General features: G+C 72.3%; 19 protein-coding genes and 1 tRNA gene. 13 read left to right on the forward strand and 7 right to left on the reverse strand.

Annotation, left to right across the window (positions count from 1 at the left end):
• Window positions 1-116: 116 nt before the first annotated feature.
• The gene (locus J3P41_RS12980) at window positions 117-4,013 is read right to left on the reverse strand and encodes a M36 family metallopeptidase (RefSeq protein WP_210650705.1); all 3,897 of its coding nucleotides are present in this window, start codon (window positions 4,011-4,013) and stop codon (window positions 117-119) included.
• A 105-nt stretch (window positions 4,014-4,118) separates the two neighbouring features.
• Here J3P41_RS12980 and glgP point away from each other — a divergent pair, with 105 nt between their 5' ends.
• Window positions 4,119-6,701, forward strand: a complete 2,583-nt coding sequence (gene glgP, locus J3P41_RS12985; protein WP_210650706.1) for an alpha-glucan family phosphorylase — start codon at window positions 4,119-4,121, stop codon at window positions 6,699-6,701.
• A 34-nt stretch (window positions 6,702-6,735) separates the two neighbouring features.
• Here glgP and J3P41_RS12990 read toward each other — a convergent pair whose 3' ends face one another.
• Both J3P41_RS12990 and glgX read right to left on the reverse strand, forming a co-directional pair.
• Window positions 6,736-7,104 (reverse strand): hypothetical protein, encoded by a 369-nt coding sequence (locus tag J3P41_RS12990; RefSeq protein WP_210650707.1) that lies wholly within the window; start codon window positions 7,102-7,104, stop codon window positions 6,736-6,738.
• Between the two features lie 61 nt (window positions 7,105-7,165).
• Complete coding sequence (glgX, locus tag J3P41_RS12995; RefSeq protein WP_307861977.1) at window positions 7,166-9,346, reverse strand: glycogen debranching protein GlgX; 2,181 nt, start codon at window positions 9,344-9,346, stop codon at window positions 7,166-7,168.
• A gap of 95 nt (window positions 9,347-9,441) precedes the next feature.
• On the opposite strand from glgX, the gene J3P41_RS13000 reads away from it, so the two are divergent.
• The 5 genes from J3P41_RS13000 (at window position 9,442) to J3P41_RS13020 (ending at window position 13,223) form a co-directional block, all read left to right on the forward strand.
• Window positions 9,442-10,218: an enoyl-CoA hydratase/isomerase family protein gene (locus J3P41_RS13000; protein ID WP_210650709.1), complete on the forward strand. Its 777-nt coding sequence runs from the start codon at window positions 9,442-9,444 to the stop codon at window positions 10,216-10,218.
• A 37-nt stretch (window positions 10,219-10,255) separates the two neighbouring features.
• Window positions 10,256-10,558: a hypothetical protein gene (locus tag J3P41_RS13005; protein ID WP_210650710.1), complete on the forward strand. Its 303-nt coding sequence runs from the start codon at window positions 10,256-10,258 to the stop codon at window positions 10,556-10,558.
• A gap of 36 nt (window positions 10,559-10,594) precedes the next feature.
• Window positions 10,595-11,284, forward strand: a complete 690-nt coding sequence (locus tag J3P41_RS13010; protein WP_210650711.1) for an Ig-like domain-containing protein — start codon at window positions 10,595-10,597, stop codon at window positions 11,282-11,284.
• A 160-nt stretch (window positions 11,285-11,444) separates the two neighbouring features.
• Window positions 11,445-12,248 (forward strand): electron transfer flavoprotein subunit beta/FixA family protein, encoded by an 804-nt coding sequence (locus J3P41_RS13015; protein WP_210650712.1) that lies wholly within the window; start codon window positions 11,445-11,447, stop codon window positions 12,246-12,248.
• A gap of 21 nt (window positions 12,249-12,269) precedes the next feature.
• Entirely contained in the window at window positions 12,270-13,223 is a 954-nt protein-coding gene (locus J3P41_RS13020) for an electron transfer flavoprotein subunit alpha/FixB family protein (protein ID WP_210650713.1), read from the forward strand.
• Window positions 13,224-13,283: 60 nt separating this feature from the next.
• Here J3P41_RS13020 and J3P41_RS13025 read toward each other — a convergent pair whose 3' ends face one another.
• On the reverse strand, window positions 13,284-14,843 hold the full coding sequence (locus J3P41_RS13025; RefSeq protein ID WP_210650714.1) for a hypothetical protein: 1,560 nt from the start codon (window positions 14,841-14,843) through the stop codon (window positions 13,284-13,286).
• A gap of 37 nt (window positions 14,844-14,880) precedes the next feature.
• Here J3P41_RS13025 and J3P41_RS13030 point away from each other — a divergent pair, with 37 nt between their 5' ends.
• The 7 genes from J3P41_RS13030 (at window position 14,881) to rocD (ending at window position 19,506) form a co-directional block, all read left to right on the forward strand.
• Window positions 14,881-16,131 (forward strand): glutamate-5-semialdehyde dehydrogenase, encoded by a 1,251-nt coding sequence (locus J3P41_RS13030; protein ID WP_210650715.1) that lies wholly within the window; start codon window positions 14,881-14,883, stop codon window positions 16,129-16,131.
• A 33-nt stretch (window positions 16,132-16,164) separates the two neighbouring features.
• Window positions 16,165-16,314 (forward strand): hypothetical protein, encoded by a 150-nt coding sequence (locus tag J3P41_RS13035; protein ID WP_210650716.1) that lies wholly within the window; start codon window positions 16,165-16,167, stop codon window positions 16,312-16,314.
• A 13-nt stretch (window positions 16,315-16,327) separates the two neighbouring features.
• Complete coding sequence (gene nadD / locus J3P41_RS13040; protein ID WP_307861978.1) at window positions 16,328-16,945, forward strand: nicotinate-nucleotide adenylyltransferase; 618 nt, start codon at window positions 16,328-16,330, stop codon at window positions 16,943-16,945.
• Window positions 16,942-17,301, forward strand: coding sequence for a ribosome silencing factor (gene rsfS, locus J3P41_RS13045; protein ID WP_210650717.1), 360 nt, complete (start codon window positions 16,942-16,944; stop codon window positions 17,299-17,301). Before nadD ends, rsfS begins: the two co-directional genes overlap by 4 nt.
• Window positions 17,298-17,927: a histidine phosphatase family protein gene (locus J3P41_RS13050; protein ID WP_210650718.1), complete on the forward strand. Its 630-nt coding sequence runs from the start codon at window positions 17,298-17,300 to the stop codon at window positions 17,925-17,927. The genes rsfS and J3P41_RS13050 overlap by 4 nt, the downstream gene beginning before the upstream one ends.
• A 126-nt stretch (window positions 17,928-18,053) precedes the next feature.
• Window positions 18,054-18,126, forward strand: a tRNA-Ala gene (locus J3P41_RS13055).
• A gap of 141 nt (window positions 18,127-18,267) precedes the next feature.
• Complete coding sequence (gene rocD / locus J3P41_RS13060; protein ID WP_210650719.1) at window positions 18,268-19,506, forward strand: ornithine--oxo-acid transaminase; 1,239 nt, start codon at window positions 18,268-18,270, stop codon at window positions 19,504-19,506.
• A gap of 60 nt (window positions 19,507-19,566) precedes the next feature.
• Here the strand turns inward: rocD and J3P41_RS13065 are convergent, their stop codons facing one another.
• From J3P41_RS13065 to J3P41_RS13075, 3 genes are read right to left on the reverse strand one after another with little or no spacing between them, the layout of a single operon-like run.
• On the reverse strand, window positions 19,567-20,328 hold the full coding sequence (locus J3P41_RS13065; RefSeq protein WP_210650720.1) for an SDR family NAD(P)-dependent oxidoreductase: 762 nt from the start codon (window positions 20,326-20,328) through the stop codon (window positions 19,567-19,569).
• The gene (locus J3P41_RS13070) at window positions 20,325-21,566 is read right to left on the reverse strand and encodes an MFS transporter (protein ID WP_210650721.1); all 1,242 of its coding nucleotides are present in this window, start codon (window positions 21,564-21,566) and stop codon (window positions 20,325-20,327) included. The genes J3P41_RS13065 and J3P41_RS13070 overlap by 4 nt, the downstream gene beginning before the upstream one ends.
• Window positions 21,563-22,150: a transcriptional regulator gene (locus tag J3P41_RS13075; RefSeq protein WP_210650722.1), complete on the reverse strand. Its 588-nt coding sequence runs from the start codon at window positions 22,148-22,150 to the stop codon at window positions 21,563-21,565. Before J3P41_RS13075 ends, J3P41_RS13070 begins: the two co-directional genes overlap by 4 nt.
• Window positions 22,151-22,259: the final 109 nt, after the last annotated feature.

Consider the following 22,259-nt stretch of genomic DNA (forward strand, 5'->3'; position numbering starts at 1 on the left):
GGCCCCACACTTGCGAACCCGTCTCCCGCACGCAAGCCGATCGCGGCCGAGGCCACCCCTTGGGACGACCCCGGCCGCGACTGGGAGGAAGCGCGTGCCGGGCAACGCGCGCGAGGTCAGCGACCCCGTGAGATGCGGATCACACGCAGCCGCGTCCGCGACGGCTGCAGCGCCGACGCGTCGGCGGGCACGAACCGGACGCGCACCGTGTTGCGCCCGGCGCGCAGCGCCGCCTTCGGCACCCTCACCCGGGTCGAACCGGTCGTGGTGTCGAGGCTGCGCCAGGTGCGGCCGTTGAGCCGGACCACGAAGGTGCCGGCCTCCGCGTCGAGGCTGCTGCGCACCGAGAGGAACAGCACCGGCGCCGGCTTCTGCGCGGTCTGGAATGCTCGCTTGACGATCATCCGGGTCCGGGTGGCGGCCGCCGACGTGGTGCCGCCGTTGCCGGTGTTGCCGGTGTTGCCGGTGTTGCCGTTCGAGTCCGTCCCCGGGTTGGTCCCCGGGTCCGTCCCGGGGTCGGTGCCCGGGTCGGTGCCCGGGTCGGTGCCGTCGCCCTCGTCCGTACCGGGGACTGAAGGCTGCTGGGGCAGGGTGGGGCTGTCGCCGAAGACCTGCAGCTCGGCGGCGTGGACGATCGTGCCGCGATCGGAGCCCTGCTTGCAGTCCGTCAGCACGGTGGTGCTCGCCGTCTGCTGACCCGCGTACAGCTCCTGGCCGGTGCACTGGTTCTCCAGCGTCACGAGGCGTACGGCGGCCGCGTCCGTGGCGGGGACGTCGAATTCGCGCATCGTGAGCGTCGGTGCGGTGGGGCGCGGCAGCCCGCTGGGGAACGCGTCGCCGGGGGAGGTGTAGAACCGCTCCCACGTGGCGTCGTCGGAGGCGCAGTCGGCGGTGCACGCCTCGAGCGCGAACTGCCGCAGCGCGGTGAACCGGGAGCCCGAGTCCGGGTCCTCCTGCGCGAGGGGGAGCTCGGTGCCGGACGCCGGGGCCGGAGTGAGGTACGCGCTGACCTGGACGCGCTCAACGGTGCTCACGCCGCCGGCGAGGTCGACGGAGACCGACGGGTTTGACTCGTCGACCTGCGCCTCGGTCACGCCGCCCCAGTTGGTCGCCTCGGTGCCGTCGATGAGGGCCTCGGCGTTGCGCGAGCCCTCCGTCGCGGCCAGGACGGACGCGCCCGCCGCGGCACTGGCCAGGTTGACCACGTCGCCGAGGGTCTCGGTGCGTTCGCGGCCGTCACCGGGCACCGTCATGGTCCAGCGGGTGAACCCCCGGTCGGGTGACACCGCCAGCATCTCGTAGGTGCCGGGGGTGAAGGCGGCGGTGGCGCCGAGGGCGGTGGCCGGGTCGGTGTCGGCGACCGGCGTGACCCGCGCCTCGTAGTTCCCGACGTAGATCCGCGCGGCACCGGTCGTGGCGAACGTGACCTGCGAGTTCGGTCCGGTCGGGGTCGCGAAGCTGGGGATCGGCTCGTGGTCGTCGGCGTCGGTCACCGAGGCAGCGGCGCCCATCCCACGACGGGCGAACGCCGCCCACATCACGTCCTGGTTCGCACCACCGAAACGCATCCGGTCGGCAGCGAGCATCGCGTCACGGGCGTCCAGCATGGAGGTGGCGCCCTGCTGGAGCAGGAAGGAGTCGAACATCAGCTGCACCCACCGACGGTTGCCCGGGCACGCTTCCGCCGGGAGCGGGGAGCCGTTCGGCGTCGCCTGCGCGCACGCCAGCTGCAGGTCCGCCCTCGCGTAGGGGAACCGGGCGTCGTACCTGTCCACCAGAGCCTGGCGGACCTCCCACATGGTGCCGTTCCAGATCTCGCCGTCGGCGTGGACCTCCGGTCCGGTGGTGTCGAAGCCGTAGTCGGAGTAGTTCAGCGGGTTCTGGTCGATGGAGTAGTCGCGGATGGCGGTCTCGGTGTTGCCGGTGGCGTAGGCGCCGACGGCCCACACGTTGCCGCCGTTGCTGTAGCCGTGCGAGAACTGGTACTCGCCGGCGACGAGGTCGCTCCACGACTCGCCCATCGCGCCGCCCTGCTCCGAGGTCAGCCCCTCGTCTGGCCCGGCGACCATGCGGTTGCTGATGGCGTGGGTGTACTCGTGCCCGACGATCCCCATGTCCAGGCCGCCGTCGGTGCAGGGTGCGTAGAAGGAGCCGGCGATCGGCTCGAAGAGGTACTGGTTGGTGATGCCGGGCGTGCCGTCCTGCAGCGTGACCTGGTTGGCGTTGTCGCGGCCGAGGAAGCTCGGGCTGCCGCCGGAGATGGCGCCGGCCTGCGCGTTGCCGATCTCCTGGTCGCCGCCGACTCCGCCCCTGCTGCTGTTGTCGAGCTGGAGGTTGTAGTTCTCCTCGGTGAAGCCGAGGTAGTAGGAGTAGTCGTGCATCCGGTTGTGGGCGACGAACAGGTTGCCGACCGAGGCGTCGATGTCGTTGCCGCCGGGGACCAGCTGGCGGGTGTCGCACCGGCTGTTGTTCCAGGCGTCGGTGAACTCCTGCGTGTAGTGCCGGTCCGGCGCGACGGGCGCCTGGGCGAGGCCGCCGGGGGTCAGCGGGCTGAGCCACGCCTCGTGGGTGTTGGCGTTGTTGCCCACCGTGGTGAGGGTCGGCAGCGGCCCGATCGTGTCCCAGGGCCCGAACGCTGCGATGTTCGCGAGCGGCGTGGGTCCGGCGGCGCACTCCGGGTCGCCGGTGCGCCAGCAGCCGACGACCGAGTTGGTCGGCGTCTCGTCGGGCGAGTCGAGCGTCGGGTTCGCGGTGAAGTAGCGCCAGCGCGGGTTCGCGGAGAGGTCGCCCGTGCTCGGCGCCGCGGTGTCGCCGGTGGTGACCGCCAGGGCGTACTGCCCGGCGACGACGGAGGCCTCGTCGAAGGGGCAGACCTGTGCCGAGTAGGTGCCGGCGGGGATGGAGGCCGCCGAGTACGTCGCGACCTCGGGGTTCGTCGCGAGGTCGCCGGCCACGAGGAGGGTGTTGCCGCGGAAGATCTTGACGACGAAGTCGTCGACCGGCAGGCCGGTCGCGACGGCGGTGATGGACCGCGTCAGGTCGTCCTGCAGCTCGAAGACGTGCTTGGGGCCGCACGCGGTCGCGGTGATGGACCCGCTGAAGACGTTGTTGTAGGCGAAGTTCTCGACCTTGTTGTGGCGGGCGAGGACGTCACCGGTGATGCCGTCGACGAGCGAGGTGAAGGCGAGCGACGCGCCGCCCAGGACGTTGACGACGTTGGCCTCGAGGACCGGCCGGACCGAGCCGTCGGCCATCGGCAGCGCGCGCAGGCGCACCTGCTGCTCCTGGGCGAAGCCGGGCACGGTGAGGCGGGTCCAGCCGCCGCTGACCACCGTGGTGATCGCGGGGACCCTCGCCGGGGTCACGCCGACGGCGAGGTCGTCGGCAGCTGCGAGCCAGCCCTCCAGCGGCGTCAGCGTGGCCGCCGGCAGGGTGCCGGTCGTGCGGGCGAGGGAGGAGGAGACGTAGGCGACCTCGCCGTCGGCCACGCCCACGGTCACCAGCCCGCCGAGCGCGGGGGCGATGCCGTCGAAGTCCTGGCGGAACAGCACCGCGCGGGCCTCGGAGCGAGCCAGCTCCTGCGAGCGCACGAGCCGGAGGCCCGCCATGTCGGCCGCGCTCGTCCCGAACAGGTCGGCGTGCTCGCGCAGCCAGGCGCGCGCTCCCTCGACCGGCGTCCCGGGTGCGGCGCCGAGGCTGCCGCCTCCGGGCAGGAGGGACGCCGGGGTGCCGAGGGTGTTCCAGCGGACGGTGACGCCCTGCGGCACGGCGGCGGAGAGGGCGGCGGCGGCGCGCCGCTGCAGGGCGGTCGGGGTCGTCTCGCCGCGCGCGTCGACGTCGGCCGGCCCCGCAACGGGATCGCCGAGAGTGCGGACGTCGGCGGGCCGCGGCCCGGGGGCGACCGTCTCGGGCTCGGCGGTGGCCGGGCCGGTGGTCAGGACGAGGGCGGAGATCGCGAGGAGCGAGGCAGCCGCGGCGCAGGTGCGGCCGAGGCGCTGGCGGGGGGGTGTCATGCCGCCACAACTGCGTGGGGTGCCCGGGGGTTATGCATCAATGTGACCCGGACGTCTGGGGTGGTCTCTTGGATCGATCCAAGAAATGGCCTAGCGTGCTGGAACGTGCGAGCGTTCAGGAGATTCACCGTCCGTCCCGTCCTGCCCGAGCCGCTGGGGGCGCTGTCCGTCCTGGCCGGCAACCTGCGCTGGTCCTGGCACCCGCCCACGCAGGACGTGTTCACCGCCATCGACGCCCGGCTGTGGCGTGAGGTGGGCGGCGACCCGGTCCGCTTCCTCGGCGCCGTCGGCCGCGAGCGGCTCGACCAGCTCGTCGACGACGCTGACTTCCGCGCCCGGCTCGACGCGGCGCACGCCGACCTCCAGCGCTACCTGTCCGAGGACCGCTGGTACGCGCGGAAGGCCGGCGCGGAAGCCCCCCGCTCCATCGCCTACTTCTCGCCGGAGTACGGCATCACCTCGGTGCTGCCGCAGTACTCCGGCGGCCTCGGCATCCTGGCCGGCGACCACCTCAAGGCGTCCTCCGACCTCGGCATCCCGCTGACGGGTGTGGGCCTGCTCTACAAGCACGGCTACTTCAAGCAGGCGCTCGACCGCGACGGCTGGCAGCAGGAGAGCTACCCCGTCCTCGACCCCGACGAGCTGCCGCTGACCCTGCTCCGCGAGGCCGACGGCAGCCGCGCGACGGTCTCGCTCGCGCTGCCAGACGGCCCCGACCTGGTGGCTCGGATCTTCGTCGCCCAGGTCGGGCGCGTGCCGTTGCTGCTCCTCGACACCGACGTGGAGGAGAACAGCGCCCACTACCGCGACGTCACGGACCGGCTCTACGGCGGCAACTCCGAGCACCGGCTGCGCCAAGAGCTGCTGCTCGGCGTGGGTGGCGTCCGGGCGCTGCGCGTCTGGTCGCGCATCACCGGGGCGCCCGCGCCGGAGGTGTTCCACACCAACGAGGGCCACGCCGGCTTCCTCGGCATCGAGCGGATCCGCGAGCTCACCGTCGGCGAGGACGGTCCGCACCTCGACTTCGACACGGCGCTGGAGGTCTCGCGCGCGGGCACGGTCTTCACCACCCACACGCCCGTGCCGGCCGGCATCGACCGCTTCCCGCGTGAGCTGGTCGAGCAGTACTTCGGCGGCAACTCGCCGACCCCCGGCGTACCCGTCGAGCGCGTGCTCGCCCTGGGCGCCGAGGACTACGACGGCGGCGACGCCGGCGTCTTCAACATGGCCGTGATGGGCTTCCGCCTCGCCCAGCGCGCCAACGGCGTCTCCCAGCTGCACGGCCACGTGTCGCGCGGCATGTTCAACGGGCTCTGGCCGGCCTTCGACGAGGCCGAGGTGCCGATCACCTCCATCACCAACGGCGTGCACGGCCCGTCGTGGATCGCGCGCGAGGTCATGGAGCTCGCCGCCGACCGCGGCGCGGACATCGACGGCGACGACACCGACGCCCTGTGGCCGCTCGTGGACCAGGTCGGTGACCGCGAGATCTGGGACCTCAAGCGCACGCTGCGGACCCGGTTCATCGAGGACGCGCGTGACCGGATGCGGCGCTCGGCGGCCAAGCGCGGCTTCGCCCCCGCCGAGACGACGTGGATCGACAGCGCCCTCGACCCCGACGTGCTCACCATCGGCTTCGCGCGCCGCGTGCCGACGTACAAGCGGCTCACCCTGATGCTGCGCGACCCGGCTCGGCTCAAGAAGCTGCTGCTCGACCCCGAGCGCCCGATCCAGCTGGTCATCGCCGGCAAGGCGCACCCGGCCGACGAGACGGGCAAGCGCCTGATCCAGGAGATGGTGCGCTTCGCCGACGACCCGGAGATCCGGCACCGCATCGCGTTCCTGCCCAACTACGACATCGCGATGGCGCAGCCGCTCTACCCCGGCTGCGACGTGTGGCTCAACAACCCGCTGCGCCCCTACGAGGCGTGCGGCACGTCGGGCATGAAGGCCGCCCTCAACGGCGGCCTCAACCTCTCGATCCTCGACGGCTGGTGGGACGAGTGGTACGACGGCAACAACGGCTGGGCGATCCCGTCCGCCGACGGCATCGACGATCCCGACCGGCGCGACGACCTCGAGGCGGCGGCGCTCTACGACCTCATCGAGAGCGAGGTCGTGCCGCGCTTCTACGAGACCAACGACGAGGGCGTGCCGCCGCGCTGGCTGGAGATGGTGCGTCACACCTTGAAGTCGCTCGGCCCCAAGGTGCTGGCCACCCGCCAGGTGCGCGACTACGTCCGCGAGCTCTATGCGCCCGCGGCCCACACCGCGCGGTCGCTCAACTCCGACTACGCCGGCGCGCGCGACCTCTCCGGCTGGAAGCAGGCCGTCCGCGCCGCGTGGCCGGGCGTCCGGGTCGAGCATGTCGACTCCGAGGGCGTCGGCGACCAGGCCGAGGTCGGCGCGACGCTGGCCGTGCGCGCCTGGGTGGCGCTCGGCTCGCTGACGGCCGACGACGTCGAGGTGCAGGTCGTGCACGGCCGGATCGGAGCCGACGACGAGCTCACCGAGGTCGCCGTCACGCCGATGGTGGTGGGGGAGTCCTACGACGGCAACCGCCACCGGTTCGACGCGACGGTGCAGCTCGCGGTGTCCGGTGCGTTCGGCTACACCGTGCGCGCCGTGCCCCGCAACGAGGCGCTGGCGTCCGTGGCCGAGCTGGGGCTGGTGGCCGAGCCCGCCTGACCGGTGAGCCGCGGTCACGGCGGGCGGGCTCAGCTCAGCGGAAGGTGAGCCAGAGCCCGATCGCGGTCGGGACGACGCCGAGCAGCAGCCACGGCGAGAGGATGCGCCGGCCGTGGATCGCGCGCCCGATGGCGACCGCGATCGCGCCGAAGATCCCGGCGATGACGTTGAGCCCGACCTGGGAGCTCTCCCGGCCGCCGTCGAGCGTCACCGCGGCGACGACGAGGCCGACGACGAGGTGCAGGACCGTGGTGACGGCCAGCGTCGACATCACCCACCGCTGCACGCGGGCGAGGTCGCGCGCGTCCTTCTCCGGGTCCTGGATCACCTGGCGCGGCGCGTTGAGGTCGAGGAGGTGGCCTCGGCCCTTCTCCGTGCGTCGCGCCGGAACGCTGCTGGGCATGCCCCCATCGTCCCACGCCGTCCCACGCTCGTCCGCACCGGTCGCACGCAGGCGGCGGCGATCAGGTCTGGCGCAGGACGAGCACCGAGTGCGCCTGCAGCTGCAGCGAGCCACCCGCCACGACGGGAGTGCCCACCGCGACGTCGGCGTTGGTGGACAGCACCACCTCGCCGCGGTGCACCCACTGGCTCTCGGGCAGCGTCAGGTCCACGTCGTGCGGACCTGCGTTCAGCCAGATCAGGAACGACCGGTCGCGCACCTGCTCACCGCGCGGGCCGGGTGAGCGCAGCGGTGCGCCGTTGAGGAACATCCCGAAGGTGCAGCAGGAGTCGTCGTTCCAGTCCTCCGCGGCCATCTCGCGGCCGCTGGGGTGCACCCAGATGAGGTCCTTGATCCCGCCCTTGATCGTCGGGCGACCCTCGAACCAGTGCCGCTGGCGCAGCACCGGGTGCTCGCGCCGCAACCGCAGCGCCGTCTTGGTGATCTCGTAGACGTCGAGCCAGGCGTCGTCGGGGCGCCAGTCGATCCAGGAGGTCTCGTTGTCCTGGCCGTAGGCGTTGTTGTTGCCGCGCTGCGTGCGCCCCCGCTCGTCCCCGGCGGTCAGCATGGGCACGCCGCTGGAGAAGCACAGGGTCGCCATCAGGTTGGCGGCCTGGCGGCGTCGTACGGCGCGGATGCCGGGGTCGTCGGTCTCGCCCTCGACCCCGTGGTTCCACGAGCGGTTGTTGTCGGTGCCGTCGCGGTTGTCCTCGCCGTTGGCCTCGTTGTGCTTCTCGTTGTACGAGACCAGGTCCCGGAGCGTGAAGCCGTCGTGGGCGGTGACGAAGTTGATCGAGGCGTAGGGCGATCGGCCGTCGTCGGCGTAGAGGTCGCTCGAGCCCGCCAGCCGCGTCGCGACGGTCCGCACGCCACCGGAGCGGCCGCGCCAGAAGTCGCGCATCGTGTCGCGGTACTGGTCGTTCCACTCGGTCCACGGCGGCGGGAACTGCCCGACCCGGTAGCCGTCCATCGAGGCGTCCCACGGCTCCGCGATCAGCTTGACGTGACGCAGCACCGGGTCCTGGCCGATGGCGGCGAGGAGGTGGCTGTCCATGTCGACGACCTGGTCGGTGCGGGTGAGCGCGCTCATCAGGTCGAAGCGGAAGCCGTCGACGTGCATCTCGGTGACCCAGTAGCGCAGGGAGTCGAGGATCAGCCGCAGGCTCGGGGTGTGGCTCGCGTCGACGGTGTTGCCGCAGCCGGTCACGTCCCAGTAGATGTCGGGCGTCGGCTTGTCCGCGACCCCGAGGGTTTCGGGCGGCACGGCGCGCTGGTAGTAGCCGAGGTCGTCGAGGCCGCGGAAGCTCAGCGTCGGACCGAGGGGGCCGGCCTCCGCGGTGTGGTTGTAGACCACGTCGAGGATGACCTCCAGGCCGGCGGCGTGGAACGCCTTCACCATGTGCTTGAACTCGCCGACCTGCTCTCCGCGGTCGCCGGCGGAGCTGTAGGCGTTGTGCGGTGCGAAGTAGCCGAGGGAGTTGTAGCCCCAGTAGTTGACCAGGCCGTGCTCGGCGAGCGCGGGCTCGGAGAAGAACTGGTGGACCGGAAGCAGCTCGACGGCCGTGATGCCGAGGTCTCGGAGGTAGTCGGTGACGGCGGGTGTGGCCAGCCCGGCGTAGGTGCCGCGCAGCTCTTCGGGCACCCGGTCGTGCAGGGCGGTCATGCCCTTGACGTGCATCTCATAGATGACGGTGTCGCGCCAGCGGTGGGCGGGGGAGGAGTCGTCGCCCCAGTCGAAGCTGTCGTGCACCACGACGCTGCGCGGGACGTACGGCGCGGAGTCGAGGTCGCTGATCGTCGCGGGGTCGCCGGGCGCGTGCCCGTAGATCGCGTCGTGGACCACCAGGTCACCGGAGACCGCCCTGGCGTAGGGGTCGAGCAGCAGCTTGGCCGCGTTGAACCGCAAGCCCGCGTCCGGCTGCCACGGCCCCTCGGCGCGGTAGCCGTAGCGGGCGCCGGGCTGCACGCCGGGGATGGCGCCGTGCCACACGCCCAGGGTGTGCTCGCTCAGCCGGTGCCGCTGCTCGGTCCCGGCCTCGTCGAACAGGCAGACCCACACCGCCTCCGCGGCGGGTGCGTGGACGGCGAAGTTCGTCGACTCCTCCGACCAGGTCGTGCCCAGCGGGTAGTGGCGACCCGGCCAGACGTCCCTGGTCTCGCCGTCGTGGTTCCAGATCGTGCTGGCATCTGGGAGCAGTGTCACGCGGGTCATTGTGGTGGAGACCACCATGCGCGGCACAATGCGGCATCCGTTCCGCCAGGCCGCGCGCGCCTGCACCGACGACGAGGAGCACACACATGGAGTTCGTCTCGATCGACGTCACCGACGGGGTCGCCGTCCTGCGGCTGGACCGCCCCAAGATGAACGCCATCAGCGTCCAGGTGCAGGCCGACCTGCGCGAGGCCGCGGCCGAGCTCGGGGAGCGCGACGACGTACGCGCCGTGGTGCTGTGGGGCGGCGAGCGGGTCTTCGCGGCCGGCAACGACGTCAAGGAGATGGCCGAGCTGTCCTACGCCGAGATGGTGAAGGTGGCCGCCTCGACCAGCTCGGCGACCACGGCGATCGCGCGGATCCCCAAGCCGGTCATCGCCGCGGTCAACGGCTACGCCCTGGGCGGCGGCTGCGAGCTCGCCTTGGCAGCCGACCTGCGCTTCGCCGCGGAGGACGCCGTGCTCGGTCAGCCGGAGGTGCTGCTGGGCATCATCCCCGGAGCGGGCGGGACACAGCGCCTCACCCGGCTGGTCGGCACCGCCCGGGCGAAGGACATGATCTTTACCGGCCGCTTCGTCAAGGCCGACGAGGCGCTGCGCATCGGGCTGGTCGACCGCGTCGTCCCGGCCGATCAGGTGCTGGACGAGGCGGTGGCCTACGCCGCGCAGTTCAGCGGCGCCGCCGCCCTGGCGATCCGGGCGGCCAAGGAGTGCATCGACCGCGGCAGCGAGGTCGACCTGGACACCGGCCTGGAGATCGAGCGCCAGCAGTTCGCGGCGGTCTTCGCGACCGAGGACCGTACCCGCGGCATGACCTCGTTCGTTGAGAGCGGGCCGGGCAAGGCCACGTTCGTGGGACGTTGACCGCACACCGACACACGCACCTGAAGGAGACCGACGAGTGGCATCGAAGATCCGGGCGACGGTGGCCCACCTCCTGTGGCTGGCCTGCGCCCTGGCAGCCCTGCTGCTGGCCGTGGGCGCGCTGCTGATCGCCCTCGACGCCAACCGGGACAACGCCCTGGTCGCCTTCGTGCTCGACGCCGCCGACGTGGCCGACCTGGGGGTGTTCTCCCGCGTGGACGGCATCAAGCAGTTCCGCGGGCAGGGAGCCGACGTCAAGAACGCGCTGTTCAACTGGGGCATCGGCGCCGTCGCGTGGCTGGTCGTCGGCCGGGTCCTGGACCGCATCGTCAAGCCCTGACGCGGGACTCCTCGGCACTTCTCGTAGGGTCGGGGCATGTCGGCAACGTCTCGATCCCTCACGACCGCTGGCGCCGTGCTGCTGGTTCTCACCAGCGCCGGCCCAGTGGCCGCCGCCCCCGCCGCAGCGCGGGCGGCTGCGCCCTCGACCACCACGGTGACGCTGAGCACCACGGCGTCGGCCTACGGCCAGACGGTCACCGCGTCGGCGGCCGTGACCACGGTGCCGGGCCCGCCGGAGGGCGACGTCGTCTTCTCGGTCGACGGGCTCGCGATCAAGGCCAACCTCGGTGGTGGCGGCACGGCGAGCGTCGTGCTGCCGGACGCGACGGTGGGTCAGCACACCGTCACCGCCACCTTCGTGCCGCAGTACCCGACCAGCCAGCAGAGCAGCACCTCCGCGCCGCTGACCTGGCAGGTGGCGCAGGTCCGCACCCGGCTGCAGGTGCGGGTGATCGGCAAGGGGGCGAGGATCCCGACCTCGGTGCAGGTCAAGGCCGACGGCGAGTACGGCAGCCGCCCGACCGGCCCGGTCGAGGTGGTCGTCAAGCGAGCCGGGTCGCGGGCTCGCGACAGCATCGTCGGCCAGCTGGACCGCTCGGCGGTGCTGCGCGCCCGGTTCGGGAGGCTGCCGAAGGGCCGCTACCGGGCCGTGGTGGCGTACGGCGGAGACGCCCAGCACCTGCCGGAGCGGCAGGTCGCCCGCTTCGTCGTCCGCAAGCGCTGAGCCTCCCGGTCACGTGTGCGCGCGCCGCTGCGGCCGCGCACGACCGTGACAGTGTCACTGTGAGCGAACCCACCCGGCACTCCGTTCCGGTCCGGGGTGAGCGACTTGTAACCTCGCAGCACATCCCACTGCACAGGAGGGGCCGCGAGGCCACACCACCATGAACATTGTTGTCTGTGTGAAGTACGTGCCGGACGCGACGGCCGACCGCAAGTTCGAGGACGACTACACCGTCGACCGCGTCGGGGTCGACGGTCTGCTGTCCGAGCTCGACGAGTACGCCGTGGAGCAGGCCCTGCAGTTCCGTGAGAAGCGCGAGGGCGAGGAGATCACCGTCACGGCGCTGACGGTCGGTCCGGAGAAGGCCGTCGACGCGGTGCGCAAGGCGCTGCAGATGGGTGCCGACTCCGGCGTCCACGTGGTCGACGACGCGATCGCGGGGTCCGACTACGTCGCCACGTCCCTGGTGCTGGCGAAGGCGGTCGAGAAGATCCGGGAGACCGCCGGCTCGGTGGACCTCGTCGTGTGCGGCATGGCGTCGACCGACGCGGCGGGGAGCGTGGTGCCGGCGATGCTGGCCGAGCGCCTCGGCTTGCCGCAGGTGACGCTGGCGTCGGTGGTGGAGTCGCAGGGCGACCAGGTCCGCATCAAGCGCGACAGCGAGGGCTCGACCGAGGTCATCGGCGCGCGACTGCCGATCGTGCTGAGCGTGACCGACCAGTCCGGCGAGGCCCGCTACCCCTCCTTCAAGGGCATCATGGCCGCGAAGAAGAAGCCGCTGGAGACCTACTCGCTGGCCGACCTCGGCGTCGACGCGAGCCAGGTCGGCCTGTCGGTGGCCTGGACGCAGGTGGAGGACACCACGGCCCGCCCGCCGCGCACCGCCGGCGAGATCGTCACCGACGAGGACGGCTCGGGCGCGGGCGCGCTGGTCGAGTTCCTCGCCTCCAAGAAGTTCATCTGAGACCCGGGAAAGAGAGCGACGATGTCTGAAGTCCTGGTCGTCATCGACCACGCCGACGGCGAGGTCAAGAAGCCCACCTACGAGCTGCTCACCATCGCCCGCCGCCTCGGCGAGCCCGCGGCGGTGTTCTTCGGCTCGCCCGACAAGGGTGACGCCGTGGCCGAGAAGGTCAAGGCCTACGGCGCGGCGAAGGTCTACGTCGTCGACGACGCCCAGATCAAGGGCTTCCTCGTCGCGCCGAAGGCCGAGGCGCTGCAGCAGCTGGCCCAGAAGGCCGGCCCGGCCGCGATCCTGCTGCCGTCGACGTTCGAGTACAAGGAGGTCGCCGCCCGCCTGGCGATCAAGCTCGAGTCGGGGCTGATCACCGACGCCGTCGACGTCCAGGAGGGCGGCGTGACCACCCAGTCGGTCTTCGCCGGCAACTACACCGTCCGCGCCAAGGTCACCCACGGCACGCCGATCATCACGGTCAAGCCCAACTCGGCCGCGCCCGAGCAGGCCGAGGGTGCGGCCACGGTCGAGGCGTTCACCGCCACGGTGTCCGAGGCGGCGCGGACCGCCCAGGTCGTGGCCACCCAGCCGCGCCAGTCCACCGGCCGTCCCGAGCTGACCGAGGCCGCGATCGTGGTCTCGGGCGGTCGCGGCACCGGCGGCAACTTCGAGCCGGTCGAGGGCTTCGCCGACAGCCTCGGTGCCGCCGTGGGCGCCTCGCGTGCCGCGGTCGACTCCGGCTGGATGCCGCACGCCTTCCAGGTGGGCCAGACCGGCAAGACCGTCTCGCCGCAGCTCTACGTCGCCACCGGCATCTCGGGGGCGATCCAGCACCGCGCCGGCATGCAGACCTCGAAGACGATCGTCGCGGTCAACAAGGACCCCGAGGCCCCGATCTTCGAGCTCGTCGACTTCGGCGTGGTGGGCGACCTCCACACGGTGCTCCCGGCCGCCACCGAGCAAGTCACGGCCCGCAAGGGCTGAGCCCCTCGCACCGCGACGCCCCCCGACCGACCCGGCCGGGGGGCGTCGGTCGTCCCGGCCTCACCACCTGCTGCGGCGTACGGTCCACTCGCCGTCGCGCTGCACGATCCGCGTCGTGTAGCCGTGGCGTCGGCTGAACACGTCGAAGCGGTAGGGCAGGTCGTGGTGCGACGAGCGGACGCCCCGGCACTCCTGGGCGAAGGTCGGCAACCGGGTGCGCGACAACAACCGCCAACCGTCGAGCGACGAGGCCTTCAGCACTGTGGGCCACCCTCGGTGGCGGCCGGCAGACGTGAGGAGCACTGCTGCGTCGGGACCGTCGGGCACCACCACCTCGCACCGCCCCTTCACCGCGAGCGGCAGCGCGAGCACGCCGCGCTCCGCCGAGACGACGTGGGTGACGGTGCGTCCGGGCACCGCGACGTACCGTCCGTCGGGCGACAGGCCGAAGGTGTGCCGGCCCATCCGCAGCGCCCGCCAGTCGTTGCCGTCGGCGGTGGTGAGCACGACGTTGCGCCCACTGCACGTCATCGGGAGGAGCACGACCCCCAGCGGCTGCGCCGTCGAGCCGTCGGCCCACCGGCACCGCCTGCTCCCCGCGTCGTGGACGACGACCGGCGCTGCCCACGTCTGGGTGACCGGGTCGTAGCGCTGGCTCCGGAGGATGCGGCGACCGCGGGACCACACGGCGTGGAGCGCGAGGCCGGGTGCGGTGGCGTAGACGGTGTGAAGGCTGCCCCGCTCGTGCCGCAGGCCGGGCGCGTCCGCCGGGGCGATCGCGCTCACGGCCCAGGGCGAGGACGCGGCGGAGCGTGAGACCACCGCGCGGTGGGCGGGGCTCGTGACGTCCCCGAACCACACGGTGTCGGCGTCGGCGTTGGCCAGGTCGACGTCCTGGCACGCGTGGGGGAGCGGCAGCTCCTGCCGGCTCGGCGCGGCGTCGCCCGTGCGACTCAGCACCACCAGCCGGCAGCGACCCTCGAGCCATGCGCCGTAGAGGAACGAGACCAGCCCGGTGTCGGTGATCGTGGCGGTGACGGTGTACTCCTGCCCCGCCGCGTCCAGCCGGTGGTGGGAGAAGCCGTCCGGGCTTCGGGTGACGTAGCGGCCGTGCTGCGGCCAGACCGCGTGCGTGCCGTCGGGGGAGATGCCGGGCTCCTCGTAGGCCTCGCCCTCCAGCTCGTACGACGACCAGGTGACGGTGTCGGCCGACCAGAGCGCCCGGGAGGCGGTCGGGGCCTGGTCCTCGGCGTAGCCGTGCCGGTCGCACTGCGCGAGGACGGCGACCGCTCCGCCGGCCGTGCGGGCCTCGACGTCGCCGCAGAAGAGGCTCCTCTCGCGCAGGATGGCCCTTCGGGCGCTCCAGGTCGCGGTGCTCGCGTCGCGCCGGGCGGCCCACACGGTGCGGCGGTCGCGAGCGGCCCACACGCGCAGCAGGTCGCCGTCGGCGAGCGCGAGCTCGACGCCTCCGCGGACCTCCCGTGGGAGCTCGGCCGGTTGCGGCGCCGCCGACGAGGGTGCCGACGAGACGGCGGGCGGGGGTAGGGCGCCCGCGGTGGAAGCGGTCAGAACAGCCGCGGCCGTCGCCACGGCGAGCACCATCCCCGTGATCCGAGACATGGGACGAGGATAGGCACCGGCGGCCTACGCTTCGGTCATGAGCACCGAGGACGTGGTCCGTGAGGTCGCCGGGCGGGCCCGGGCAGCCAGCCACGAGCTGGCGACCGCCACCCGGGCGACGAAGGACGCCGCACTGCTCGCGATGGCCGACGCCCTGATCGACGCGGCGAGCGAGGTCCTCGCCGCCAACGCCGAGGACGTCGCGCGGGCCGAGGCCGGCGGCACCGCGGCCAACATCGTCGACCGGCTCCGCCTCGACGAGGGGCGGCTCCAGGCGATGGCGCAGGGGCTGCGCGACGTCGCCGGACTCCCCGACCCGGTGGGGGAGGTCCTGCGCGGGAGCACGCTGGCCAACGGGCTGGAGCTGCGCCAGGTCCGGGTGCCGTTCGGCGTGGTGGGGATGATCTACGAGGCGCGGCCCAACGTCACCGCCGACGCGGCGGGGATCTGCCTCAAGGCCGGCAACGCCGTCCTGCTGCGCGGCTCCTCGAGTGCCCGCTCGAGCAACGCCGCGATCGTCGCGGCGATGCGCGGTGCTCTGGCCGGCAGCGGCCTGCCCGAGGACGTCGTCCAGCTCGTGCCGGGTGAGACGCACGACAGCGTCAAGGCGCTGATGCGAGCCCGAGGCCTGGTCGACGTGCTGATCCCGCGCGGCGGTGCCGGGCTGATCCGCAGCGTCGTGGAGGAGTCGACCGTGCCGGTGATCGAGACCGGTGTGGGCAACTGCCACGTCTACGTCGACGCCTCGGCGGACCTCGACCAGGCCCTGGCCATCGTGCTCAACGCCAAGACGCAGCGCACCAGCGTGTGCAACGCCGCGGAGTCGTTGCTGGTCCACGCGGACGTGGCCGACGAGTTCCTGCCGATCGTCGTCGAGGCGCTCCAGGAGGCCGGGGTGCTGATCCACGGCGACGCCGCCTTCGCGGAGTACGACGACGTCGTCCCCGCCACCGACGAGGACCACGCCGCGGAGTTCCTCGCCGCCGAGATCTCCGGCGCCGTCGTCGCGGACGTCGAGGCCGCCATCGAGCACGTCCGGCGCTTCTCCTCCGGCCACACCGAGGCGATCCTCGCGCGCGACCAGGCCACCATCCGCCGCTTCGTCGCCGCGGTCGACTCCGCCGCCGTGGTGGTCAACGCCTCGACGCGCTTCACCGACGGCGGCGAGTTCGGCTTCGGTGCCGAGATCGGCATCTCGACGCAGAAGCTGCACGCGCGAGGGCCGATGGGCCTGCCGGAGATGACCTCGAGCAAGTACGTCGTGGTGGGCGACGGACACGTCCGCTGAGCCCGCACCGCGTCCAGCGGATAGGATCACCGCATGCTGAACACCCTGACTGTCCTCGCGGCCGAGGCCGAGCACTCCGAGCCTGCGGTCAGCCCCTACGTCGTGGGTGCGATCGCGCTCGCGCTGCTCCTCGCGCTGCTGCTGGCAGTGGTCACCTTCGGCGGCGGGCGCGAGCACAGCTGACCCGGTGGATCCGGTGACCCAGCGTCGCGTCGGGGTGATGGGCGGCACCTTCGACCCCATCCACCACGGGCACCTCGTGGCCGCGTCCGAGGTGCAGGCCTGGTTCGACCTCGACGAGGTGCTGTTCGTGCCGACGGGCGACCCGTGGCAGAAGAGCGACCGTGAGGTGACCGAGGCCGAGCACCGCTACCTGATGACGGTGGTGGCGACGGCGGCCAACCCGCGATTCACCGTCTCCCGCGTCGACATCGACCGGGACGGGCCGACGTACACCATCGACACGCTGCGCGACCTCAAGGCGGTCATGCCCGACGCGCAGCTGTTCTTCATCACCGGTGCCGACGCCCTGGCCGACATCTTCACCTGGCGCGACGCCGACGAGCTCTTCGAGCTCGCCAACTTCGTGGGATGCACCCGTCCCGGCTACACGACGGACGCAGAGGCGCTGTCGAAGATCCCGTCCGACAAGGTCACGATGGTTGAGATCCCGGCCCTCGCCATCTCCTCGACCGACGTCCGCAAGCGGAAGCGGCGCGGCGAGCCCGTGTGGTACCTCGTCCCCGACGGCGTGGTCCAGTACATCGCCAAGCACGACCTCTACTCAGCCCCCACCAGCAAGGACCCCGCATGAGTGCCACCGACCACGCCGTCGAGCTCGTCGCCGTCGCCGCCCAGGCCGCGCACGACAAGAAGGCCGACCAGGTGCTGGCCTTCGACGTCAGCGACCAGCTCGCCATCACCGACGCCTTCGTCCTCGCCAGCGCCACCAACGAGCGCGCCGTAGGCGCGATCGTCGACGAGGTCGAGGACAAGCTCCGCGAGGCCGGCGCCAAGCCGATCCGCCGCGAGGGGCACAAGGAGGGCCGCTGGGTGCTCCTCGACTACGGCGAGATCGTCGTGCACGTCCAGCACGAGGAGGAGCGCTCGTTCTACGCCCTCGAGCGGCTCTGGAGCGACTGCCCGCTCATCCCGCTGACCCTCACGTGAGGCGACTGGTCCTCCTGCGCCACGGCCGTACGGCCTGGAACGACGCCGGACGGGCCCAGGGCCACGCCGACGTGCCCCTCGACGACGTCGGTCAGGCCCAGGCCAAGGCCGTCGCGCCGGTGCTGGCGGCGCTCGACCCGGTGGCGGTGTGGTCCTCGGACCTGGCGCGCGCCACCCAGACGGCAGCGCTCCTCGCGGCCGAGGCGCGCCTCGAGCCGGTCGTCGACGCCCGGCTGCGCGAGTTCGACGTGGGACCGCACCGTCAGGGGCTGACCGCCGCGGAGTACGCGGCCGCGCACCCCGCGGAGCACGCCGCCCTGATCGCGGGCGACATCGCCGCCATCCCGGGGCGGGAGACCAGCGAGGACGTCCTCGCACGGTTCCTCCCCGCGCTGCGGTCGTACGCCGACGAGCTCGGCGAGGGCGACACGGGCGTGGTCGTCTCGCACGGCGCCGCCCTGCGCACGTGCGTGCCGGCGTTCCTGGGCTGGCCCGCCGGCATCGAGGAGTCCCTGGGCGTGCTCGCGAACTGCGGGTGGGTCGAGCTCGAGCACGCCGCCGGGACGTGGACCGCCGCCGAGGTCCGCTGGCGGCTGCGGGTGTGGAACCGGGTCGTGACGCCGTGACCGGTCCCGCCACGAGGGGGACCTCGGCCGCGCGGTCGCGCTGACCCGCACCCCGATTTCACCTCACCGTCGGCCGTCGGCTAATGTTCTCCGCGTTGTCCTCCAGCACGACCGGAAGACGATGTTGGGGCTGTGGCGCAGCTGGTAGCGCATCTGCATGGCATGCAGAGGGTCAGGGGTTCGAGTCCCCTCAGCTCCACCGACACGAGAGGCGCCCTGCGGGGCGCCTCTCGTCGTTCCCGGCCACGGCCCGAGGGCCTGCGATGGGCGATTCAGGGGCGGGTCGTCAGGGCCGCGTCGGCGTGTTGGTGGAACGGCGACCGGGTGGCACCATGCCGTCATGACCGCGATCGACGTCTCCACCCGCACCGTCCTCGAGGGCACCGAGGCCCACATCGAGGCCACCGAGCGCTACGCCGCGCACAACTACCACCCCCTGCCGGTGGTGCTGGCGCGGGGCGAGGGCGCCTGGGTCGTCGACGTCGACGGCAAGCGCTACCTCGACTGCCTCGCGGGCTACTCCGCGCTCAACTTCGGCCACACCAACGAGCGGCTCGTCGCGGTCGCCCGCGAGCAGCTGGGCAAGCTGACGCTGACCAGCCGCGCGTTCTTCAACGACCAGCTCAGCGGGTTCGCCGCGGCACTCACGCGGCTCACCGGCAAGGACATGATCCTGCCGATGAACTCCGGCGCGGAGGCCGTCGAGACGGCGATCAAGGTCAGCCGCAAGTGGGGCTACGAGGTCAAGGGCGTGCCGGCCGGGCAGGCCACGATCATCACGATGGAGGGCAACTTCCACGGGCGCACCACGACCATCGTCAGCTTCTCCGACGACGACGTGGCCACGTCCGGCTACGCGCCCTTCACCACGGGCTTCCGCAGCGTGAAGTACGGCGACGTCGAGGCGATCGCGTCCGCCATCGACGAGACCACCGTCGCCGTGCTGTTCGAGCCGATCCAGGGCGAGGGGGGCGTCGTCATGCCGCCCGAGGGCTTCCTGCGCGACCTGCGCGCGCTCTGCACCGAGCGCAACGTGCTCATGGTCGCCGACGAGATCCAGTCGGGCCTCGCTCGCTCCGGACGGACGTTCGCCTGCGACCACGAGGACGTCGTCCCCGACATCTACGTCATGGGCAAGGCCCTCGGCGGCGGCCTCTATCCCGTCTCCGCCATCGCTGCGGACCGCGAGATCATGGACGTCATCACGCCCGGCTCGCACGGCTCGACGTTCGGCGGCAACCCGCTGGCGGCAGCCATCGGCACCGAGGTGGTCGCGATGCTCGAGGAGGGCACCTTCCAGGCGCGCTCCGCGGAGATCGGCGACCTGCTCCGGGCGGGCTTCGAGCCGCTCGTGGGCAAGGGTCTGTCCGACGTGCGCGTACGCGGCGCGTGGGCCGGGATCGACATCGACCCGACGCTGATGACCGGGCGCCAGATGTCCGAGGCACTGATGGTGCGCGGCGTGCTCGCCAAGGACACGCACGGCTCGACGGTGCGCTTCGCCCCGCCGCTCGTGGCCAGCGACGAGGACATCGCCGGCCTGGTAGCCGCAGTCACCGAGATCCTCGCCTCCGCCTGACGGCCGCGGGTCGGCGTACCGACGAGGTGGTCGCCGGCCCTGGGTCGACTGAGCGAAGGCTCAGGCGATGGTGAGGCCGCCGTCGACCGGGATCATCTGGCCGGTGACGTAGCCGGCGGCGTCCGAGGCCAGCCAGACGGCGGTGGCGGCGAGCTCGCGCGGGTCGCCCTTGCGACCGGCCGGGACGCGCTGCATCGCGAGGTCGAGATAGCCCTCGGGATAGGTCTCGGTCATCTCGGAGGCGAAGAAGCCGGGCGCGAGCGCGTTGACGCGGATGCCCTTGCGGCCCGTCCACTGCTGCGCCAGGTCGCGGGTCAGGCCCCCGAGGCCCGCCTTGGAGGCGGAGTAGGCCGCCTGCGGGAGGCCCCCGGTGGTGATCCCGAGGATCGAGGAGATGTTGATGATGCTCGAGCCCGGTCGCATCACCCGGCCGCACGCCTGAGCCATCCAGTAGCAGCCGTTGAGGTTGACGTCGATGACCGAGCGGAACTGCTCGGGCGTCTCGCGGGTCGCGGGCACGGCGGTGCCGATGCCGGCGTTGTTGATCAGCACGTCGACCCGACCGAACTTCGCCATCGCCTCGTCGACGAGCCGCTGGCACTGGTCGGGGTCGGCCACGTCGGTCTCCACCGTGTGCACCCGGCGCCCGGTCGAGCGCACCGAGTCGGCGACCTTCTCGAGCTTGTCGACCCGTCGCGCCCCGAGCGCGAGGTCGGCGCCGGCCTCGGCGAAGCAGTGCGCGAACGCCACGCCCAGCCCGCTCGAGGCACCGGTGACGATGACGACCTTGTCGTCGAGGCGGAAGAAGTCCATCACGCTCATGACGTGACACTAGCCGCGTCGCCCGACGGGGCCCGGGGCAGGTCGCGCACCGACCGTGAGCACAGCACCAGAGCCACCACGGCGACGTACGCGATCGCGGACGCCACCAGCACCGGCTCGAACCCGAACGCCTCGGCCAGCGGACCGTAGGCGAGCTGGCCTACCGGCATCGCCACGAACGAGCCGAGCGCGTCGTAGGAGTAGGCCCGCGAGAGCAGCCGGTCCTCGATGTTCTCCTGCATCGCCAGGTTCCAGCCCATGCCGAAGATCTCCGTGCCGGCACCGGCGAGGAAGGCCGCCGTGACCAGGGTGACCACGTGCGGGGACACCCCGAGCAGCAGCATCGGCGGCGCGATCATCGCGATCCCCAGCATGCCCAGCAGCAGCGGGCGCTCGAGCCGCACGCGGAGCAGCACCACGGTGGTGAGCAGCAGGCCCGCGGCCTCGGCGGAGAGGACGTAGCCCCAGGCCTGGCGGCCGATGGTGTCGTCGGCGACTGCCGGGCCGAGGGTGAACCATGCCCCGGAGTGGATGGCGTTGAGGACGCCGAACCCCACGACGACGGTCCACAGCCACGGCGTGGCCCAGAAGAAGCTCCAGCCCTCGCGCAGCTCGGCGAGGGTGTCCGGAGCGGCGCCGTCGGCCTCGCGAGGCGGGATGGTCACCGGGAGCAGGAGCAGGGCGGCCAGCAACCACGTCGCCGCGTCCACCGCCAGCGCCCACCCCGAGCCCACCGTGACCACCAGCAGCGCGCCGACGGTCGGGCCCAGCACCATCATCCCGTTGCGGGTCAGGGACACCAGCGCGTTGGCCGGCTGGAGCTCGGCGCGCTCGACGAGCTGTGGCAGCACGCTGGACATCGCGGGGAAGGAGACACCCGAGACGGCCCCGTGCACCACGGAGAGCACAACGAGCATCCAGATCTCGGCGTGCCCCGACAGCACCAGCGCGGCGATCGCGCCCTGGCTGAGCGCGGAGGCGACGTTGGACGCCTGCAGCACCACGGTGCGCGGGAACCGGTCCGCGATGACGCCGCCGTAGAGCAGCAGCGCGATCATCGGGATGGTGTGCGCGGCCAGCACCTGCCCGAGCGCGCTGGGGGAGTCGGTGATGTCGAGGACGGCGAACGCCAAGGCGATGGTCGCCATCATGTTGCCGAGCGTGTTGACGAAGCGGGAGGCGAAGTACCACGCGAAGTTGCGGTTGCGCAGGGGCGCGATCGCGGTGGACCAGGTCATCGGGACGACTCCTCGGACGGCGTCCACCGCACGTCGGCGCCGGTGCGCCCGCCGGACATGGTGAAGGCCTGGGTGGTGACGCTGACGTGGACGGTGTCGGGCGTGCCCGCCGGGCGGGCGGCGGCGTGGAGGAGGTGTGCGGCCTCGTGCAGCAGGTCCAGCGCGGCGTGCCAACTGGCGACGTCGACCCACGCCTCCAGGTCGCTCGAGGTCGCCGCTCCCGGAGCCGCCTCGCGGAGCCGGCGCTCGACCTCGACCGCGTTGGCGCGGGCGTAGGCGATGCGGTCGTCCACCTCGCTGCCCCTGGAGTCGGTCGCCCGCGTGGCGTCGTAGCGGTAGCGCTTGGCCACGCCGCCGCGGATCTTCTCCTCGGACTCGACGACGAGCTCGCCGATGTCGTGGAGCACGCGCAGGTGGTACGACGCGTTGGCGTGGCTGATGCCGAGCGTCCGGGCGACCTCTGCGGCGCTCATCGCCTCCCCGGTCAGCAGCGACATGATGCGCAGCCGCAGCGGGTGCGCGGTCGCCCGCAGCCGCGCCACGTCGGTGGTGCTCGTCGTGCCGTCGTCTGTTCCGTCGTCCATGCCAACCCTCCAACACTCGTTGGGCAGTGAGTGTGCCGCGGGTCGGCATTGACTGTCAAACACTTCTTGGGGTGTGGCGCAGGAAAGGACCCGGACGCATCCCTGACCC

This window comes from Nocardioides sp. SYSU D00065 (assembly GCF_017916425.1).
Taxonomy (GTDB): Bacteria; Actinomycetota; Actinomycetes; order Propionibacteriales; family Nocardioidaceae; genus Nocardioides.

Coding starts and splice junctions, on each gene's coding strand:
- J3P41_RS12980 (WP_210650705.1), bottom strand. CDS start 4,013: ATGACACCCCCCCGCCAGCGCCTCGGCCGCACCTGCGCCGCGGCTGCC.
- J3P41_RS12990 (WP_210650707.1), bottom strand. CDS start 7,104: ATGCCCAGCAGCGTTCCGGCGCGACGCACGGAGAAGGGCCGAGGCCAC.
- J3P41_RS13000 (WP_210650709.1), top strand. CDS start 9,442: ATGGAGTTCGTCTCGATCGACGTCACCGACGGGGTCGCCGTCCTGCGG.
- J3P41_RS13010 (WP_210650711.1), top strand. CDS start 10,595: ATGTCGGCAACGTCTCGATCCCTCACGACCGCTGGCGCCGTGCTGCTG.
- J3P41_RS13015 (WP_210650712.1), top strand. CDS start 11,445: ATGAACATTGTTGTCTGTGTGAAGTACGTGCCGGACGCGACGGCCGAC.
- J3P41_RS13020 (WP_210650713.1), top strand. CDS start 12,270: ATGTCTGAAGTCCTGGTCGTCATCGACCACGCCGACGGCGAGGTCAAG.
- J3P41_RS13025 (WP_210650714.1), bottom strand. CDS start 14,843: ATGTCTCGGATCACGGGGATGGTGCTCGCCGTGGCGACGGCCGCGGCT.
- J3P41_RS13030 (WP_210650715.1), top strand. CDS start 14,881: ATGAGCACCGAGGACGTGGTCCGTGAGGTCGCCGGGCGGGCCCGGGCA.
- J3P41_RS13035 (WP_210650716.1), top strand. CDS start 16,165: ATGCTGAACACCCTGACTGTCCTCGCGGCCGAGGCCGAGCACTCCGAG.
- rsfS (WP_210650717.1), top strand. CDS start 16,942: ATGAGTGCCACCGACCACGCCGTCGAGCTCGTCGCCGTCGCCGCCCAG.
- rocD (WP_210650719.1), top strand. CDS start 18,268: ATGACCGCGATCGACGTCTCCACCCGCACCGTCCTCGAGGGCACCGAG.
- J3P41_RS13065 (WP_210650720.1), bottom strand. CDS start 20,328: ATGAGCGTGATGGACTTCTTCCGCCTCGACGACAAGGTCGTCATCGTC.
- J3P41_RS13070 (WP_210650721.1), bottom strand. CDS start 21,566: ATGACCTGGTCCACCGCGATCGCGCCCCTGCGCAACCGCAACTTCGCG.
- J3P41_RS13075 (WP_210650722.1), bottom strand. CDS start 22,150: ATGGACGACGGAACAGACGACGGCACGACGAGCACCACCGACGTGGCG.